Below are 19658 nucleotides of genomic sequence, written 5' to 3' on the forward strand. Positions count from 1 at the left end.
AAGGAAAGGGCGAAGCCGCCCCAAAACAAAAAAGCCGGCCAACTGTAGCTGACCGGCTGATGCCTGATAGGATGTAATAGTTATAATGATATACAGCGCCCCTTAAACTGTTAACCTGCCCCTGAAACCGCGGGAAGCATAATAGGATGACGCACCATTGTGGGTATTGCTTTAGGGTTGGCGCCGTATTAAAAATGTATGAATTGCAAAGATTTTTTAATCACTACAGATACCTGTTATATATGGGTATATAGTTGCTTGCCTGTAAGTACTTAACAGCCTGAAACAAAATAGTTAAAAAGCATTTGACAGAATTGGAATAAAACGTATCTTTGCAGTCCCGAATTTTACGGGTAGAATAAACGTTTAATTAATTTAATTTTAAGCAAGTGAATACGTTAAGTTACAAAACTGTCTCAGCCAACAAAAAAACCGTTAACAAGGAGTGGGTTGTTGTTGACGCGGAAGGCGAGATTTTGGGGCGCTTGTCTTCTAAGATCGCTATGATCATCAGAGGAAAAAACAAGCCAAGCTTTACCCCAAACGTAGACTGCGGTGATAACGTTATTGTTATTAATGCAGACAAGGTAAAACTGACCGGAAACAAGTTTGCCGATAAGCAATATGTTTCTTACACTGGTTACCCAGGTGGTCAGCGTTTCATTTCTCCTAAGGAGTTAATGGCAAAGCATCCTGAGCGCGTAATTGAAAAAGCCGTTCGTGGTATGTTACCTAAGAATCGTTTGGGCAAGGCCTTATTTGGTAATCTGCATGTTTATGCCGGTGCCGAACATCCGCACGCCGCTCAAAACCCTAAAACCATTTAACTTTTTAATTTCTAAAGGAGAAAAGAAATGCCAACAACTAACACTTCAGGCAGAAGAAAAACCGCAGTTGCCCGCATTTATTTAAGCGAAGGCAACGGCAACATTACCGTTAACGGTAAAGATTACAAAGAGTACTTCCCAACATTGCCGCTACAATACATCGTTAACCAATCAGCAGAGGTTGCGGGTGTAGCAGGTCAGTATGATGTTAAGGTAAACGTAGCAGGTGGTGGTGTTAAAGGACAGGCCGAGGCCGTTCGTTTAGCTATCGCTAAAGCTATTGTTGAGCTTGACGCTGAAAAGAAACCAGCCCTGCGCGCTAAAGGTTTAATGACACGTGATGACCGTATGGTTGAGCGTAAAAAACCAGGACGCCGCAAAGCGAGAAGAAGATTTCAATTCAGCAAACGTTAATATTTTAAGGAGGACTCAACAATGGCAAGAACAACATATCAGGATTTACTGGATGCAGGTGTACACTTTGGTCACCTTACCCGTAAATGGGATCCGAAAATGGCTCAGTACATTTTCATGGAGCGCAACGGTATCCACATTATCGATTTAAATAAAACTTTGGCAAAAGTTGAAGAAGCAGCTTCAGCCATCAAACAAATAGTAAAATCAGGACGTAAAGTTTTGTTTGTTGCTACCAAGAAACAAGCTAAAGACATCGTTGCTGAACAAGCTAAAACTGTAAACATGCCTTTCGTTACCGAGCGTTGGTTAGGTGGTATGTTAACTAACTTCGCTACCGTACGTAAGTCGATCAAAAAAATGTCGAACATCGACAAACTGACTAAAGACGGTACTTACAGCATCCTTTCTAAAAAAGAGCGTTTGATGATCCAGCGTGAGCGTATCAAACTGGAAACTTTATTAGGTGGTATAGCTGACCTTAACCGTTTACCGGCTGCGTTGTTCCTGATCGACGTTAAGAAAGAGCACATCGCTGTTTCTGAAGCGTTGAAACTGAACATCCCAACCTTCGCGATGGTTGATACTAACTCTGATCCTTCAAACATCGACTTCCCGATCCCGGCGAATGATGATGCTACAAAATCAATCTCTTTGATCACTTCTATCATCATCAAAGCTATTGAAGAAGGTTTAGACGAGCGCAAACGCGAGAAAGAAGACGAAGCTGAAAAAGAAGCTGCTGCTGCAAAAGCAAAAGCTGATAGCCCTGAGGCTGCTGCCGAAGGTGGTAAAAGAGCACGTAAAGTAACAGCCGAGGCTGAAACTGAAACTGAAGCTCCATCTGCCGAAGCTTCTTCAACTGAAGAATAATTTAATGCTGAAAGGTTGAAATGTTGGAATGTTTCAAGTTTCAACCTTTCAGCCTTTTAACATTTGTAACATTTAAAACATAACAATAATGTCTACAGTACAAATATCTGCCGCCGACGTAAACAGACTGCGCCAGCAAACCGGTGCCGGTATGATGGATTGCAAAAAAGCTTTAACTGAAACTAATGGTGATTTTGAAGCAGCAATTGACTATTTAAGAAAAAAAGGTGCTAAAGTAGCAGCAAGCCGTCAGGACCGCGAGTCAAATGAAGGTGTTGTTATCGCCCGTGCATCTGCTGATGGTAAAAAAGGTGTTGTAATTGAGCTTAACTGCGAAACTGATTTCGTGGCAAAAAATGCTGAATTCATCGCTTTTGCTAACGCTATCGCTAATGCCGCTGTTGAAAAAACTCCGGCTTCAATTGATGAATTATACAAACTTGAAATTGATACTGAAACTTCACGCATCTCTATCGGCGAAGCTATTACCGACAAAACCGGTAAAATTGGCGAGAAGATAGGCGTATCAAAATACGAAGTGGTTGAAGGCGAGAAAGTAATTGGTTACATCCACGGTAACTTCCGTTTAGGTGTATTGGTTGCTTTGAGCGCTAACGCCGAAGGTGCTGAAGAAGCAGGTAAAGACGTAGCGATGCAAATTGCTGCCATGAACCCTGTTGCTATTGATAAGGATGATGTTGACGCTACTACTATTGAGCGTGAATTAGCTATCGCTAAAGAGCAAATTCGTGCCGAAGGTAAACCGGAAGAAATGGTTGAAAAAATTGCCACCGGTAAACTGAACAAATTCTACAAAGATTCAACCCTGTTGAACCAGGAATTTGTTAAGGACCCATCAAAAAATATTTCACAGTTTTTAGCAACTGTTGAAAAAGGCCTTACCGTAACCGCCTTTAAGCGAGTTGCTTTAGGAGCTTAATTTTATTATCCCCCTCGTTTTAAACGAGGGGGATTTTTTTTGCGATAACTTTTTTAACTACTTATGCCGAACTTGTTTCGGCAATTTAATGTTTAATGGTCACAGCATTACATAACCTGCAATTAATAACTAACGGAACCATTGTTTCGGGTAAGGCAATTTTAATTGAGGGTAATGTTATTAAAGCGGTGACGGATGCCGGGCAACTCCCCGCAGGTATTAAAAGCATTGACCTGAATGGTGCTTATGCAGCACCAGGACTCATTGACCTGCAGATTTACGGTGCCGGTACCAAACTATTCGGCGGCAATCCATCCGTTGAGGCGCTGGCCGAGATGGAAGACGTATTGTTAAAACAAGGTACAACGGGGTTTTTGGCCACCATTGCAACTAATAGCGATGAGGTGGTACTGCAAGGTATTGATGCTGCAAAGCAATATATGCCCCATGCCAAAGGCAACTTTTTAGGCCTTCACCTTGAAGGGCCATATCTTAACCCTAAACGTAAAGGCGCGCATCCCGAAAGCTTTATTAAAAAAGCTGTACTAACCGAACTCAAAAGCTGGGTTGAGCGTGGCGAAGGCATCATTAAAATGATAACCATAGCGCCCGAGTTGCAGGATGCCGAGGTGGTTGAATACCTCGCATTGCAAAACATTATTATATCAGCAGGGCATACTGATGCTACTTACGATCAGGCTTTACAATTTTTGAACAACCCGGTAAAGGCGGCAACGCACCTTTTTAATGCCATGCCGCAAATGCACCATCGTGAGCCGGGAATAATTCCTGCTATTTTTGAGAAAAGGCCATACACCAGCATTGTGGCCGATGGCATACATGTGAGCTTTCCGATGATTGCCCTGGCTAAACGCGAGCTGGGTGAAAAACTGTTTTTTATTACTGACGCGGTTACCGTAGCCAACGAAGGCGCTTACCAGCACCAGCTTAAAGATGGCCGTTTTGTAATGCCCGACGGTACACTGTCTGGCTCGGCATTAACCATGCTGAAGGCAGTTGAAAACGGCGTAAAAAAGATAGGCATCAGCTTGCCCGAGGCTATAAATATGGCATCACTTTACCCGGCGCAACTGGCATCGCTCACAAAAAAAGGTAAAATTGAAGCAGGCTACTTTGCCGATTTGATAATTTTTAATGATAGTTTTGCCATCGCAACTACCGTATTGCAGGGTGAGATCGTGTATAACACAAACCAATAATATTGAAACTAACTGACAACACTATAACACATATCTGATGAAATACAAAAGGATCTTACTTAAACTCAGCGGTGAATCGTTGATGGGCGAAAGGCAGTATGGTATTGATAACAACCGCGTGCAGCAATACGCGCAGGATATTAAAACCGTATTTGATGCCGGTATTGAGGTTGCTATAGTAATTGGCGGCGGCAACATCTTCAGGGGGTTGAGTGCCGAAAAATCAGGTATGGAACGTGCGCAGGCCGATTATATGGGCATGCTGGCAACGGTAATTAACTGTATGGCCATGCAAAGCGCGCTGGAGGATATAGGTATTGATACACGCCTGCAATCAGCCATTAAAATGGAGCAGATATGTGAGCCTTACATCCGTCGCCGTGCCATGACGCATTTGCAAACCGGTAAAATAGTAATATTTGGTGCCGGTACCGGTAACCCATACTTTACTACGGATACCGCTGCCTCATTACGTGCTATCGAGATCAAGGCTGATGTGGTAATGAAAGGTACCCGTGTAGATGGTATTTACACTGCCGACCCGGAGAAAGATCCCACCGCTACCCGTTACGATGAGATCAGCTTTCAGGAAGTGTATGACAAGGGCCTGAACGTAATGGATATGACCGCCATTACCCTTTGTAAAGAGAACAAGTTACCAATTGTAGTGTTTGATATGAATAAGGAAGGCAACTTTATGAAACTTGCCCAGGGCGAACACGTAGGTACTATTGTAAAGTAACAGCATTTTGTTATAGCCTGTAAAAGGCTTTACACAGAACAGATGTTTTTATTATTTTTGTTGAAAATTTATAAAAATGAGCGAACTCATTAAAAAGCAGGTTAACGATGCAAAGGCTTTAATGGAAAAAGCCGTTGACCATACAGATAGTGAACTATTAAAGATCCGTGCTGGTAAGGCAAATCCTGCCATGCTGGATGATATTACCGTTGATTACTATGGCACACCAACTCCATTGAGCCAGGTAGGTAATGTAAATACACCTGATGCGCGTACCATTGTTGTACAACCTTGGGAAAAATCATTACTTAACGCTATCGAAAAAGCGATTAAGGATGCCAACCTGGGTGTAAATCCTACCAATGATGGTGTTATTATCCGCATCAACGTACCACCACTTACCGAGGAGCGTCGTCGTGACCTGGTGAAGAAAGCCAAAGGCGAGGTTGAAAGCGGCAAGGTAGCTGTGCGTAACATCCGTAAAGATGCTAACGAGAAGATCAAGAAGCTAAAAGCTGAAGGTGTATCAGAAGATGAGATCAAAACCGGCGAAGCCGAAATCCAAAAGCTGACCGACAGCTACATAGCTAAATGCGATGTATTATCAGAAGCTAAGGAAAAAGATATAATGACGGTTTAATAACCAACCTAATGTCAAATTAAAGGGGATGAGCGTTTTACGCCATTCCCTTTTTTTATTTTTGCGCCCTTATGAAATTGCTTTTATCATATTTATCAAAACATAAATGGGTGGTGGTGCTTGCCCTCGGCCTGGCTGCTGTTAACATCGGCTTTTCACTGCTTGATCCTTACATTACAGGCCGTATTGTGGATGAGGTGATTGAAAAACGCCAGCATCTTGAATACAGTCAATATTTACAAAATGTATTGCGTTTGGTGGCTTACGCGGTAGGCGTGGCCATGGTATCGCGCATAGCCAAAAACTTTCAGGATTATTTTACCAGCATCATTGTGCAAAAAACCGGTGCCGAAATGTATTCGGATGGTTTGAGGCACTCGCTGCAAATGCCTTACCAGGTGTTTGAGGATCAGCGCAGCGGCGAAACCCTGGGCATACTGCAAAAGGTACGGTTGGATAGCGAAAAGTTCATCACCTCGTTCATCAGCATATTGTTTGTGAGCATTGTAGGTATGGTGTTCGTAATTGTTTATTCGGCCACGGTGAGCTACAAGGTAACAATAGTGTATTTTGCCGCTATACCGGTTATAGCGCTGGTAAGCACACTAATGAGCCGCCGTATAAAAAAGGTGCAAAAAAGCATCGTGAATGAAACTACCGCGCTGGCCGGTTCAACAACCGAATCATTGCGTAATATTGAGCTGGTAAAAAGCTTGGGTTTGGCTAACCAGGAGATTGAGCGCCTTAATAAAACCACCTACAAAATACTCGATCTCGAACTTAAAAAAGTAAAGTTTGTGCGCAGCATGAGTTTTGTGCAGGGTACTACGGTAAACCTGGTGCGCAGTGCCATGGTGGTGGTATTACTGATACTCATCTTTGGCGGAACCATTTCGCCGGGGCAATATTTTAGCTTTTTATTCTACTCATTCTTCCTGTTCAACCCATTGCAGGAGTTGGGTAACGTTATCCTGTCATGGCGTGAGGCGCAGGTATCACTGGGTAACTTTAGCCGCATACTTTCAACACCGATAGAGGTTAAGCCGGATAAGCCGGTACTGCTTGAAAAGGTAAGTAAACTGTCTTTTCAGGATGTAAGCTTTAAACACCTTACGGCCAACCGCAATGCGTTAAACCACATCGGCTTTGAAACCAACACCGGCGAAACCATTGCTTTTGTTGGTCCATCAGGCTCGGGTAAAACTACGCTGGTTAAGTTACTGGTAGGGTTGTATCAACCCATGCAGGGCGATATTTTATATAATGATGTGCCAAGTAATGCTATTGATCTGGATCAGTTGCGGGAGCGTATCGGTTTTGTAACACAGGATACGCAATTGTTCTCAGGCACTATTCGTGAAAACCTGCAATTTGTTCGTCCCGGTGCTACGGATGCCGAGTGTATGAATGTGCTGCACCGTGCTGCCTGCCAGGGTTTGCTGGCCCGTGCAGATAAGGGTTTGGATACCGTAATTGGCGAGGGCGGTGTAAAGGTATCTGGCGGCGAAAAACAGCGCCTTTCAATAGCGCGGGCTTTGCTGCGCAACCCGGATATACTTGTATTTGACGAGGCTACCTCGGCATTGGATTCATTGACCGAGGAAGAGATCACCGAAACGATACGTGATGTATCTGTAAAGAACGACCACATTACCATATTGATCGCCCACCGCCTGTCAACCATTATGCATGCCGACAAGATATACGTGCTGGAGAAAGGCAATATTGTGGAATCAGGCAAGCACCTTGATCTGCTGCTGCAAAAAGGCCTGTACTATGCCATGTGGCGCCAGCAGATAGGCGAGAAGGATGTGATTGACGGGTAATACCCCTCCCTAACCCTCCCGAGGGAGGGAAATTTAAAAGCTTTGAAAATAAATTTGTAATTCCCTCCCTCGGGAGGGTTAGGGAGGGGTTCGCAAACTAATTATGAGCTTGTTTCGTACCAAGCAATGATGTGGTTTTATATTCCTTTCTGCCCTTATCATATCGGGCGGTAGCGAGATATCTACACGAGTTTATAATCAGGCAACAGATTCCTCTTTGTATCTCGCTCGCAACGGCAAGTAATAAAAGTTAAAACCTCATAAAAAAACAACCCCCTCTTTGCGCAGCAGAGAGGGGGCAGGGGGTGAGTTAAAATAACTTAAAATTTCTCGAAAGCTGAGAAAAAGAAACTGCCTTCAATCTGTGCGTTCTCGTCAGAGTCTGAACCGTGAACGGCATTCGCTTCAATTGATTGGGCGAATAACTGGCGGATAGTACCCGCTTCAGCTTTAGTAGGATCAGTAGCGCCGATCAGTTTACGGAAATCTTCAACCGCGTTGTCTTTTTCAAGTATGGCGGCAACGATAGAGCCTGATGACATGAAATCAACCAAAGCACCATAAAACGGACGCTCTTTGTGTACAGCGTAAAATTCGCCAGCCTTGGCAGCGCTAAGCGCGGTATATTTAAGCGCTACAATTTTAAAACCGCTTTTAGTAATCTTATCCAATATTGCACCAATATGCCCGTTTGCAACAGCATCAGGCTTAATCATGGTAAATGTTTTGTTAGTTTCCATTTTGAGTGTTTATAGTTGCCGCAAAAATAGACTTTTACAGCATCATTTTTAAAACTTTTTGGTATAAGAGCAAAAGTAGCAGGCTTTTATCACATAAAGGGATAGCATAGCATACTGCCGGCTCGTAAATAAAAATGTTACACCTAAATATCAATGCGTTGGAAATTTATCTTAGCTTTGCAATCCTTTAAAAAAGTTTGATGTTAGATATAGCCTCGGTTGCCCGGCTGTTAGAGCAGCCACGAAAAATAGTAATAACCACGCATCATAAGCCTGATGGCGATGCGATGGGCTCGTCGTTAGGCTTGTATAATTATTTAGTACAGCAGGGGCACCATGCCCGGGTTGTTGTACCGTCAGACTATCCCGACTTTTTAAGCTGGTTGCCCGGTAATGAGGAAGTGGTCATCTATACCGAAAATGTTGCCATTGCCGACACCCTGATAGCCGAGGCCGAAATGATATTTTGCCTTGACTTTAACGCCCTGTCGCGCATTAACGCCATGACGGATAGCGTACGCGCCAGCCAGGCTGTAAAGCTGATGATAGATCACCACCTGGACCCCGAGGATTTTGATGATTTTCGATACTGGGACATTAACGCCTGTGCTACTGCGCAGTTAGTGTATACCTTTATTGCCGATGCCTTAAATAACAAGGCCCTGATCAATAAAGATGTGGCTACCTGTTTATATACGGGCATCCTGACGGATTCAGCATCATTCCGATTGCCTAAAACAACTGCCGAAGTGCACATGATAGCCGCCGAGCTGATCAATGCCGGTGCGGTTAACTGGCGCATACACGAGCTGATTTACAACAGCTCGACCGAAAACCGCCTTCGCTTTTTAGGGCATTGCCTGAGCAATAAGCTGGAGGTGCTTTACGAATACAATACCGCCATCGTATCAATAACCAAAGCCGAACTTGAACATTATGATGTACAAACCGGCGATACCGAAGGCATAGTAAATTTTGCACTATCAATTGCCAATATTAAACTTGCAGCGTTTATTGTTGAACGTACCGGTGAGGTTAAACTCTCGCTGCGCTCAAAGGGCGAGTTTCCGGCTAATGAGATCTGTAAAAAGTACTTTAGCGGCGGCGGGCACCGCAACGCGGCCGGAGGCCGGTCAGACAAGCCGCTTAACGAAGTAATACAAGAATTAAAAGATATATTACCCAACTACAAAAAGTTATTAATACAATAGAAATGAAAAAAGGCTTCATGTTTTTTGCGCTTGCCGCGTTAGCTATGGCAAGCTGTAACGGTGGATTTAAGCAGGCACCGGGTGGTTTGCTTTACAACATCCACAATGATAAAGAAGGTACTACAATTAAAGAAGGCGACTTTTTAGCGGTTAACGTGATCACTAAAAATGATGCCGACTCGGTATTGTCATCAACTTACGATGCCGGTAACTCGGCTCCTGTGCTGATGCAAAAACCACAGGCAAAAGGCGATATTTATGCCGCGCTGCAATTATTGAGCGAAGGCGATAGCGCTACCATCAAAATGAATATCGACTCGGTATTCCCTAAAGGCCAGCGCCCGCCGCAGCTTAAAGGTAAATACCTGGTTTATGAGATGAAAGTTGAAAAAGTGATCAGCAAAGGTAAACTGAGCGATCAGGTTTTCCAGGGCCGTATCTCTGAGTACTTCAAAAAACAATCAGAAGACTTTAAAAAACGCGAGCCTGCGCTGATCTCAAAATATATTGCTGAGAAAGATCTGAAAGTAACTAAAACGCCTTCAGGCCTTAACTATGTAGTTACTAAACAAGGCAGCGGCCCGCAAATTATTGAAGGCGATACTGCTGTTGTTAACTACACCGGTCGTTTACTATCAGGCAAAGTGTTTGATACCAGCGTTAAAGAAGTAGCCGAGAAAGAAAAGATAGCTAACCCGATGCGTAAGTATGAGCCTATCCGTGTTCCGGTTGGTTCAGTAGGTATCATCAAAGGTTGGGCTGATGCATTGGTGTTGTTAAACAAAGGCGCTAAAGGTACTTTCGTTATCCCGTCAAGCCTGGCTTACGGCGAGCAGGGTTCACCAAACGTTATCCCTCCGTACTCACCGTTGGCTTTTGAGATTGAAGTGGTTGACGTGGTAAAACCAAAGGCAGGCGCGGCACCACAGGCTGTAGCACCGGCTCCGGTTAAAAAATAACTGCACATTTAAAAAATACCGGCCTTTCTGACCATCATCAGAAAGGCCTTTTTATTACTATGAAAAAAACAAGTATAGCCATTGTGCTGGCCGCTTTATCATTTTCGGCATCGGCACAGGTACAACGCACGGCAAAGGGTGCCGAGTGTACCATTGTTACCAAAAACAACGGCCCTCATATTAAAGAGGGCGACATTATTACTTTCCAGGTAGAGCAGCTTACCGATAAGGATTCGGTATTATTTAGCACCTATAAGGCCGGTAAACCGGTACAAACGCAGGTGCGTGCCTCGCAAAGCATAATGGACCTGATGGACGTATTTACCCTGCTTGGCGCTAAAGATAGCGCGCTGGTAAAATTGCCGGTTGATTCGGTTTTTAAAGGTCATGAAGATGCTATGCCTGCATTCCTGAAAAAAGGAAGCAATATCATAACAAGGCTAAAAATTGAAAAGGTACAATCGCTTGCCGAAGCCATGGCCGAAAAGGAGGCTGAAATGGCTAAACTTAAAACCGCTGAAACCACAGCGGCTAATAAATATATCACTGATAATAAGTTAACGGTTGCAACAACGCCGTCGGGCTTAAAATATGTTATCAAATTACCATCGGCCAGGCTAAAACCCAAAGCAGGTGATACCATGCTGGTTAATTATGTAGGCCGCACGCTGGATGGTAAGGTGTTTGATTCGAGCATTGAGGCCGAAGCAAAAAAAGCCAACCTGCAACAACCCGGGCGTACTTATGAGCCCATTGAGGTGGTACAAGGCGAAGGCCGTGTAATAAAAGGCTGGGAAGAAGGTTTGGCCTTACTGGGCGAGGGCTCAAAAGCTACGCTGATCATCCCATCGGCATTAGGTTATGGCGAGCGTGGTTCGCAGCCGGTTATTATGCCATACAGCACCCTGGTGTTTGATGTTGAACTGGTAAAGGTAAAGCCGGGTAAAAAGGCGGTAACAGCGCCGGTTAAAAAAGCGCCTGCCAAAAAAGTGCCGGTACGTAAAAAGACCGCCGCTAAAAAGGCAGCCACAAGTAAAAAAGCTAATTAATTTAAAGCCTTCTGATATTAATCAGGAGGCTTTTTTATTTTTGCCGCATGGTATTAACTGACACACATACCCATCTGTACTACGAAACCGACCCGGAGAAGCGCCGCGGGCTAATAGACCGTTGCCTGCAAAATGATGTAAAGCGCCTGTTTTTACCCAATGTTGATGCCGATTCGGTGCCGAAGGTTTATGAACTTACCGACGCTTACCCCGAGATGTGTTTCCCGATGCTGGGCCTGCATCCCTGCGATGTTAAACCGGGTTGGGAGGAGCATCTGGAAAAAATAAAAGTTTACCATCAACCCGGGCATAAAATATATGCCATTGGCGAAATAGGTATCGACCTGTATTGGGATAAAACCTATCTCGAGGGGCAAATAGCCGCCTTTAAGGCGCAGATCAATTGGGCAAAGCAGCTTAATTTACCAATCGTAATTCATTGCCGCGATGCTTTTGATGAAGTGTACGAGGTGTTGTTAAGCGAAGCCGATGATAAGTTACGCGGTATATTTCATTGCTTTACCGGTACGGTCGAATATGGCCAAAAGGTGATCGATCTGGGGTTTTACCTGGGTATTGGCGGTGTGGTTACTTATAAAAACAGCGGGTTGGATAAGGTGGTTGAGCAAATTGACTTACAGCATATAGTTTTAGAAACGGATTCTCCGTATCTTACGCCCACTCCTTACCGTGGTAAACCTAACGAAAGTTCGTACCTGATATACATTGCGCAAAAGCTTGCCGATATATATAATACAGATGTTGAAACGGTGGCTGATGTAACTACCCTTAATTCAAAAAAAATATTCGGGGTATAATAATTTATTTAAAACACACACACGACAAATATTAATGAACCAGATACTGATCATCTATACCGGGGGGACAATAGGTATGATGAGCGACCCGGTGACAAAGGCGCTTGTACCCATTAACTTTGAGCAGATAATGGATAACGTGCCCGAACTGGAGCGCCTTAATTGTAAAATAAAGGTACACTCGTTTGATACCGTTATCGATTCATCTAACATGAATCCGGAGATATGGAACGAGCTGGCCCGCCTTATTAAAAAGAATTACGATTCGGTAGATGGATTTGTGGTATTGCATGGCTCGGATACGATGGCTTTCAGCGCATCGGCATTGAGCTTTATGCTCGAAAACCTGGATAAGCCGGTGATATTTACCGGTTCGCAACTACCCATAAGCGCGGTACGTACCGATGCCAAGGAAAACCTGATGACGGCCATCGAGATAGCCAAGGCAAAAAAGAATGACCGTGCGCGTGTACCCGAGGTATGTATCTATTTTGATTATAAACTCTTTCGCGGTAATCGATCCTTTAAATACAATTCATCTAAATTCGAGGCCTTCCGCTCGCCAAATTACCCAATACTGGCCGAGTCGGGCGTTCACCTGCGCTTTAGTATAAATGATATCCGTCAGCCCGGAACAGAACCCATCATTGTACATAATATGGCCGCTAATGATGTTGCCGTATTAAAATTATACCCGGGCATTAGTCCGAAGGTGGTGGAAAGTATCCTGTCATCTGATGTTCGCGGCGTGGTGATGGAAACCTACGGTTCGGGCAATACCACTACCGACGACTGGTTTATTGACCTGCTCAAGAACGCTATCGACAGCGGTAAGGTGATACTGGATATATCGCAATGTAAAGTGGGTACAGTTGAGCTTGGCCGTTACGAAACCAGCAAGCAACTAAAGGATATTGGTGTAACCAATGGTTACGACATGACCTTTGAGGCTGCCGTAACCAAAATTATGTATCTGCTGGGGCAATCTGATGATCCGCTGCAGGTAAAGGAATGGCTTGAAACCGACCTGCGCGGAGAGCTTACCATCTCCTGATATTATTTAACACCAAGCATGCCGTATTTTAGAATGCAATAGATAGCGCGGAAACCATCTTTCCAGCCTATCTTTTTGCCTTCTTCGTACGTACGGCCGTAGTAGGATATACCCACCTCGTAAATGCGGATCTTAGGTACGCGTGATATTTTCGCGGTAACTTCAGGCTCAAAGCCAAAACGGTTTTCGCGCAGCGTAAGTGCCTGTATCATTTTGGTATCAAACAGTTTGTAGCACGTTTCCATATCCGTAAGGTTAAGGTTAGTGAACATGTTTGATAGCGTGGTTAAAAACTTATTGCCTATTGTATGCCAAAAGAACAGGATACGGTGGGCATTGCCGCCCATAAACCTTGAGCCGAATACCACATCGGCAAAACCATCAACAACGGGTTTAAGCAGGTCGTTAAACTCCTCCGGATCATATTCCAAATCGGCATCCTGAATGATCAGGTATTCGCCTGTTGCTTTGCTGATGCCGGTATGCAGCGCGGCACCTTTGCCTTTATTAACCTCATGCGCATAGTACTTAATATCCATATCAGTATTTGCATCCATATAGTTTTTTATGGCTTCTTCGGTATTATCAGTCGAGCGGTCATTAACTATAATTATTTCTTTAGCAATGTTATTACGCAGGGTTACGCTTTTTACTTTGTTAAGGATGAAGTGAATGGTACGCCCTTCATTATAAGCCGGGATAACGATGGAAAGTTTGGTAATCGGCATGATCAATAGTTTGCGGTTAAAGTAATTAATAACCTTTAAGTACTATAATTATGCCTACAACACTGTGTTGTGAAGCTCTATAACAGAAAAGGCAGTTATTAGCCGCAAAAGTGTAAAAGTTACACCTTGTCGGAATATTATTGGCTTAATTTAATGATTGAGAATCAATACAGAAATTGTAATTAGTGAATTAAAAGTAACAATGTGGGGAAAATATTGCGCAGTATGAGAATTGTTTTAAAATGGTTTTAAGATGCAAACAGTTCAATCTAAAAATACATTTTATTGTTTAAACCTTAATTAATGATATTTGCCGTTCAATATAAACAAAGCTTATGGTACGTCTGTCTGTAAACATCAACAAAATAGCAACGCTGCGCAATTCACGCGGAGGCAATAACCCCGATGTGTTAAAGGTAGCTATGGATTGCGAACGTTTTGGCGCGCAGGGCATAACTGTACACCCAAGGCCTGATGAGCGGCACATACGTTACAGTGATGTACGTGCTATTAAACAGGTAATTACCACTGAGTTTAATATTGAAGGTAACAGCCGCGAACAAAAGTTTGTTGATTTAGTACTTGAAACCAAACCAGCACAGGTTACCCTGGTGCCCGATGAACTGGGGCAGATTACCTCGAACCACGGCTGGGATACCATTGCCAATCAGGATTATTTGAAATATACTATTGCTATGTTTCAGGAGGCGGGTATTCGTGTATCTATTTTTGTTGACCCGGTGCCGCAAATGGTGGAGGCCGCCGCTACAACAGGTACCGACAGGATAGAGCTTTATACCGAAGGCTATGCCACCCATTTTTCGCACGGGCGTGAGCTGGCAATCGCTCCCTATATCGCTGCTGCCAAGGTGGCAAATGAAGCAGGTTTGGGCATTAATGCCGGGCACGATCTTGATCTGCAAAACCTTAAATTTTTTGCGGCCCATATACCCGGTTTGCTTGAGGTAAGCATTGGCCATGCACTGGTTAGCGATGCCTTATACTTTGGTCTTGAAAGTACCATTCATCAATATTTGGAACAACTGAAAGTCAGTTCGGTTTAACGTTTTACCAATTTTGGTGTTTTGCTGTGCTGATGCTGGAGTTGCGACCATGTAAATGCAATGTCAATAACAGGTTAGGTGATTGATAATCGGCTTAATAATTGTACCTTTGCGGCATTATATTAACAGGGCCATATTTTCATGCAATTGAACACTGATTACCAGGAAAAATTCCAGTCGCGCCATATCGCTCCCAACGATGCCGACACCGCCGAAATGTTAAAAACTGTAGGCGTAAATTCATTAGACGAGCTTATTGAACAAACGGTTCCGGCGCCGATACGCCTCAAGAACCCTTTGAATTTGCCGCCTGCCAAAAGCGAATTTGATTACCTGAACACGCTTAAACAAACCGCGTCAAAAAACAAGGTTTTTAAAAGCTACATCGGTCAGGGCTATTATGATGTTATTGTTCCGGGTGTAATACAGCGTAACATTCTCGAAAATCCGGGATGGTATACCCAATATACGCCGTACCAGGCCGAGATCGCACAAGGCCGTTTACAGGCGCTGCTTAACTTCCAAACCATGGTGATTGACCTTACCGGTATGGAAATAGCCAATGCCTCGTTACTTGATGAAGGTACCGCCGCTGCCGAGGCCATGTTTATGCAATACAGCCTGCGTAAAAATCAAAAGGCCAATAAATTTTTTGTATCTGAAGAGCTATTTGCTCAAACCATTGATATTTTAAAAACCCGCTCACAGCCTTATGGCATTGAGCTGGTAATGGGTAGCCACGAGTCGGTTGAATTGACCGAGGATATGTTTGGCGCTATTGTACAATACCCTGCCAAAAATGGCGAGGTATATAACTACAGCGATTTTGCTGCCAAAGCACACGAAAAAGGCATTAAGCTAACCGTAGTTGCTGATTTGATGAGCCTTGTACTGCTAACGCCTCCGGGCGAGTGGGGTGCCGACATTGTAGTGGGCAGCAGCCAGCGCTTCGGTATCCCGATGGGCTTTGGTGGCCCGCATGCGGCTTTCTTTGCTACCAAGGAGGAGTACAAACGCTCAATGCCTGGCCGTATTATTGGCGTTACCATTGATAGTGCCAACAATTACGCCCTGCGTATGGCATTGCAAACCCGCGAGCAGCACATCCGCCGTGATAAGGCAACTTCAAATATTTGTACAGCCCAGGCACTATTGGCTATTATGGCCGGCATGTACGCCGCCTACCACGGTCCGCAAGGACTTAAACTGATAGCCGAGCGTATACATGGTTTATCCGTATTGCTTTCAAACTCGTTAGAGGGGCTGGGCTACAAGCAACTAAACAAAGCTTACTTTGATACCCTGCAATTTGATTTGGGCGACCTTGTTGGCCCGCTGCACGGCGAGGCGCTGAACAATGAGATGAACCTGAACTATAATGGTTCAACGGTTACCATTACGCTTGATGAAACTACCTCGGTTGAAGATGTAAAAACCATTGTTCGCTTTTTTGCCAAAGTAAAAGGCAAAACCCTGAATGATGTAAACATTGATGAGCTGAAGGGCATCCTGCAAACTACCATTCCGGCAGCATTGCAGCGTACATCAGCATACCTAACCCACCCGGTATTTAACTCGCACCACTCAGAGCATGAGATGCTGCGTTATATTAAATCGCTTGAGGCAAAGGATCTTTCATTATGCCACTCTATGATTGCCCTGGGCTCATGCACCATGAAGCTGAATGCTACTACCGAGATGGTACCGGTTACCTGGGCCGAGTTTAGCAAGATGCACCCTTTTGCCCCGGTTGATCAAACCGGCGGTTATATGCAACTGTTTGATGAACTTGATAAATGGCTGAGCGAGATTACCGGCTTTGCAGCCATGAGCTTACAGCCAAACGCCGGCGCGCAGGGCGAATATGCAGGTTTGATGGTTATCCGCGCTTACCATTTGGATAGGGGTGATACCCAGCGTAACATCGCTTTGATCCCGTCATCAGCACACGGTACCAACCCGGCATCGGCAGCTATGGCCGGCATGAAGATCATCGTTGTAAAATGTGATGAGAATGGCAACATTGATGTTGCCGACCTGAAAGCTAAAGCCGAGCAATATAAAAACGAACTTTCGTGCCTGATGGTAACTTATCCTTCAACACATGGTGTTTTTGAGGAAAGCATCATCGAAGTATGTAACATTATACATGACAACGGCGGCCAGGTTTATATGGATGGTGCCAACATGAACGCGCAGGTAGGTTTAACCAGCCCGGCCAATATTGGTGCCGATGTTTGCCACCTTAACCTGCATAAAACCTTCTGTATTCCTCACGGTGGCGGTGGCCCGGGCATGGGCCCGATCGGTGTAGCTAAGCACCTGGTGCCTTACCTGCCGGGCCATGCGGTGGTTGATATCGACAAGGGGAAATCCATCCCGGCTGTTTCGGCAGCGCCATGGGGTTCGGCATCAATCCTGATCATATCTCACGCTTATATAGCCATGATGGGGGGCGAAGGCTTAACCAACGCTACCAAATACGCTATACTGAATGCCAATTACATAAAAACAAGGCTAAAAGAGCATTACCCGGTATTGTACACCGGCAGCAAAGGCCGTTGCGCGCATGAAATGATATTGGATTGCCGCTCGTTCAAAGTACAGGGCATTGAGGTTACCGATATTGCCAAGCGTTTAATGGACTATGGCTTCCATGCGCCAACCGTATCATTCCCGGTTGCGGGTACAGTGATGATTGAGCCTACAGAATCAGAGCCTAAGCACGAGCTTGACCGTTTCTGCGATGCGATGATAGCTATACGTAACGAAATAAAAGATGTGGAAAATGGCTTGCTTGACAAGATAGACAACCCGCTGAAGAACGCGCCGCACACTGCTGCTGTAGTAACCGGCAACCAGTGGGATCACGCTTACACCCGTCAAAAAGCGGCATTCCCGCTGCCTTACGTGGCTGCTTACAAATTTTGGCCATCAGTAGGCAGGGTTAATGATACTTATGGCGACCGTACGCTTATTTGCTCATGCCCGCCAATTGAAGATTATGCTTTTGAAGAAAGTGTAATTGAATAATTAGGAATATTTTTTAACGCATAAACAATATGTGCCTTTTTGCATATTGTTTATGCGTTTTTTTTGTAAAAAATGCATTTTTAAAGCTGATTTTAGCAACAAATACAACCCATTTTGCGTATTTCAATGTGTAATATTTATGATCAAATGATGATTGTGATATTTATTATACATAAATTTAAGCTGGTGCAATAAAGAGTACTATTCACACTGATAAAAGCGCTGTAATTTTGATGTAAGATTTTGTGTGATAAGAATTGTGAGAATTAATTTTTATAGATTTACAACTTTTACGAATAAAACTTTTTACTTGACCATACGTATAACACCCCTAATATGAGTATTCTTAGCAAAACAATAAACGTTCTGTTAGTTGATGATGATGAGATCAATAATTTCATCTCAATTAAACTGATAAAAAAAGCGTTGTTAAACACCAACATCACCGCTTGCCTGAACGGTAAATTTGCTATTGATCAGCTTGTTGAATTGCAGCAAAAGGACCCGGAAGGGCTGCCCGACTATATCCTGCTGGATATTAACATGCCTATTATGAATGGCTGGGACTTTTTGGATGAGTACAAACGCCTCGGTATCGATCCATTAAAAAAGACCAAGATATTCATCATCTCTTCTTCGGTTTTTAGTAACGATATCAGCAAGGCCAAATCATACCCGCTTGTGCACGATTTTATTTCAAAGCCGCTGAATGTTGAACGTATAAAAGAAATTTTCGACGTAGAGAAAAATTAAACCGCCTGTATAGCGAAATGCTCGCCATCAAAGGTTACTGTGCCAACTGTAGTGCCTTTTGAGTGGTAAAACAAACATTGCCAGCCATCAGCCGCGGCTTGTTTTCCATATTCTTCGCGCAGCTCCATGGCTTTACGGCCATCATAATCATACTTAGCAATAAACCGGCGCAGCAATTGTTCAGGTTCCGGCAATTCATCGCCACCAAAAAACACCTTTTGGCCATCTTCTTCAATTAAAAACACCTGGTGATACTGGCAATGCCCGCCCGATAGCTGGTAGGTGATACCCGGTTTTAGTGTGCCATCACCTTCAGTAGTGGTTAGTTTTACACTATCCTGCAAGGCTTCAAAAATCTCGATATGGTATGATGATGATTTACCGGCCAGGGCGTATTCCCACTCGCCGCGCTGAACCACATGCTCAGCCTGCGGAAAGCTGGGTTGCAGGCCGCCGCCACGTTCAACCACCAAACCGCCTGAATGATCGTAATGCAGGTGCGACATTAGTATCAGCGTAACATCCTCAGGCTCAAAACCCGCATTACGTATATGTTGGTGCAGGTAAAGCTCGTCGCGGGTATCTTTGTAGCCCAAACCGCTGTCTAACAGGATCAGGTCTGTTGAGGTTTTTATTAGGAATGGATTTACGTGGATGAACAACGAGCCGGGGCGGCTTTTACGGTCATCGGTTTCGGGGTTAAAGGGAACGAACTTTTTTGTTGCATCTACCGAGTAAGAGCCTTCGTCCAGTGTAAATATTTCCAT

The 19658-nt window shown here is 44.2% G+C and carries 19 protein-coding genes; 16 read left to right on the plus strand and 3 right to left on the minus strand.

The window, feature by feature from the left end:
- Window positions 1-389: 389 nt before the first annotated feature.
- The 8 genes from rplM (at window position 390) to LJ707_RS05300 (ending at window position 7482) form a co-directional block, all read left to right on the plus strand.
- Entirely contained in the window at window positions 390-827 is a 438-nt protein-coding gene (gene rplM / locus LJ707_RS05265) for a 50S ribosomal protein L13 (protein WP_194100815.1), read from the plus strand.
- Window positions 828-854: 27 nt separating this feature from the next.
- Window positions 855-1241, plus strand: coding sequence for a 30S ribosomal protein S9 (rpsI, locus tag LJ707_RS05270; RefSeq protein WP_228949764.1), 387 nt, complete (start codon window positions 855-857; stop codon window positions 1239-1241).
- A gap of 21 nt (window positions 1242-1262) precedes the next feature.
- Complete coding sequence (gene rpsB / locus LJ707_RS05275; RefSeq protein WP_228949765.1) at window positions 1263-2114, plus strand: 30S ribosomal protein S2; 852 nt, start codon at window positions 1263-1265, stop codon at window positions 2112-2114.
- A gap of 88 nt (window positions 2115-2202) precedes the next feature.
- Window positions 2203-3054 carry a translation elongation factor Ts gene (tsf, locus tag LJ707_RS05280; RefSeq protein ID WP_228949766.1) on the plus strand — a complete coding sequence of 284 codons (852 nt, stop codon included), beginning with the start codon at window positions 2203-2205 and terminating at the stop codon, window positions 3052-3054.
- A gap of 95 nt (window positions 3055-3149) precedes the next feature.
- Entirely contained in the window at window positions 3150-4274 is a 1125-nt protein-coding gene (gene nagA, locus LJ707_RS05285; protein ID WP_228949767.1) for an N-acetylglucosamine-6-phosphate deacetylase, read from the plus strand.
- A gap of 37 nt (window positions 4275-4311) precedes the next feature.
- On the plus strand, window positions 4312-5016 hold the full coding sequence (pyrH, locus tag LJ707_RS05290; protein ID WP_228949768.1) for a UMP kinase: 705 nt from the start codon (window positions 4312-4314) through the stop codon (window positions 5014-5016).
- Window positions 5017-5092: 76 nt separating this feature from the next.
- On the plus strand, window positions 5093-5656 hold the full coding sequence (frr, locus tag LJ707_RS05295; RefSeq protein WP_228949769.1) for a ribosome recycling factor: 564 nt from the start codon (window positions 5093-5095) through the stop codon (window positions 5654-5656).
- Window positions 5657-5727: 71 nt separating this feature from the next.
- Entirely contained in the window at window positions 5728-7482 is a 1755-nt protein-coding gene (locus LJ707_RS05300; RefSeq protein WP_228949770.1) for an ABC transporter ATP-binding protein, read from the plus strand.
- Between the two features lie 320 nt (window positions 7483-7802).
- On the opposite strand, the gene LJ707_RS05305 is transcribed toward LJ707_RS05300, so the two are convergent.
- Window positions 7803-8222, minus strand: a complete 420-nt coding sequence (locus LJ707_RS05305) for a nucleoside-diphosphate kinase (RefSeq protein ID WP_228949771.1) — start codon at window positions 8220-8222, stop codon at window positions 7803-7805.
- A 200-nt stretch (window positions 8223-8422) separates the two neighbouring features.
- Here LJ707_RS05305 and LJ707_RS05310 point away from each other — a divergent pair, with 200 nt between their 5' ends.
- The 5 genes from LJ707_RS05310 to LJ707_RS05330 are packed head-to-tail and all read left to right on the plus strand — an operon-like array spanning window position 8423 to window position 13313.
- Window positions 8423-9433, plus strand: a complete 1011-nt coding sequence (locus LJ707_RS05310; RefSeq protein ID WP_228949772.1) for a bifunctional oligoribonuclease/PAP phosphatase NrnA — start codon at window positions 8423-8425, stop codon at window positions 9431-9433.
- Between the two features lie 2 nt (window positions 9434-9435).
- On the plus strand, window positions 9436-10392 hold the full coding sequence (locus LJ707_RS05315; protein WP_228949773.1) for an FKBP-type peptidyl-prolyl cis-trans isomerase: 957 nt from the start codon (window positions 9436-9438) through the stop codon (window positions 10390-10392).
- A gap of 59 nt (window positions 10393-10451) precedes the next feature.
- Entirely contained in the window at window positions 10452-11441 is a 990-nt protein-coding gene (locus tag LJ707_RS05320) for an FKBP-type peptidyl-prolyl cis-trans isomerase (RefSeq protein ID WP_228949774.1), read from the plus strand.
- 47 nt (window positions 11442-11488) lie between these two features.
- A complete protein-coding gene (locus tag LJ707_RS05325; RefSeq protein ID WP_228949775.1) occupies window positions 11489-12259 on the plus strand; it encodes a TatD family hydrolase in 771 nt (256 codons plus the stop codon).
- A gap of 34 nt (window positions 12260-12293) precedes the next feature.
- Window positions 12294-13313 (plus strand): asparaginase, encoded by a 1020-nt coding sequence (locus LJ707_RS05330; protein WP_228949776.1) that lies wholly within the window; start codon window positions 12294-12296, stop codon window positions 13311-13313.
- A gap of 2 nt (window positions 13314-13315) precedes the next feature.
- Here LJ707_RS05330 and LJ707_RS05335 read toward each other — a convergent pair whose 3' ends face one another.
- The gene (locus LJ707_RS05335; protein ID WP_228949777.1) at window positions 13316-14041 is read right to left on the minus strand and encodes a glycosyltransferase family 2 protein; all 726 of its coding nucleotides are present in this window, start codon (window positions 14039-14041) and stop codon (window positions 13316-13318) included.
- 335 nt (window positions 14042-14376) lie between these two features.
- On the opposite strand from LJ707_RS05335, the gene LJ707_RS05340 reads away from it, so the two are divergent.
- From LJ707_RS05340 to LJ707_RS05350, 3 genes are all read left to right on the plus strand, one after another.
- Window positions 14377-15105 (plus strand): pyridoxine 5'-phosphate synthase, encoded by a 729-nt coding sequence (locus LJ707_RS05340; RefSeq protein WP_228949778.1) that lies wholly within the window; start codon window positions 14377-14379, stop codon window positions 15103-15105.
- A gap of 141 nt (window positions 15106-15246) precedes the next feature.
- A complete protein-coding gene (gene gcvP, locus LJ707_RS05345; protein WP_228949779.1) occupies window positions 15247-18138 on the plus strand; it encodes an aminomethyl-transferring glycine dehydrogenase in 2892 nt (963 codons plus the stop codon).
- A gap of 336 nt (window positions 18139-18474) precedes the next feature.
- Window positions 18475-18891 (plus strand): response regulator, encoded by a 417-nt coding sequence (locus LJ707_RS05350; protein WP_228949780.1) that lies wholly within the window; start codon window positions 18475-18477, stop codon window positions 18889-18891.
- Here LJ707_RS05350 and LJ707_RS05355 read toward each other — a convergent pair.
- Entirely contained in the window at window positions 18888-19658 is a 771-nt protein-coding gene (locus LJ707_RS05355) for an MBL fold metallo-hydrolase (protein ID WP_228949781.1), read from the minus strand. The two genes, LJ707_RS05350 and LJ707_RS05355, sit on opposite strands and share 4 nt — an antisense overlap.

This window comes from Mucilaginibacter sp. UR6-1, assembly GCF_020880975.1.
In the GTDB taxonomy this organism is placed as follows: domain Bacteria; phylum Bacteroidota; class Bacteroidia; order Sphingobacteriales; family Sphingobacteriaceae; genus Mucilaginibacter.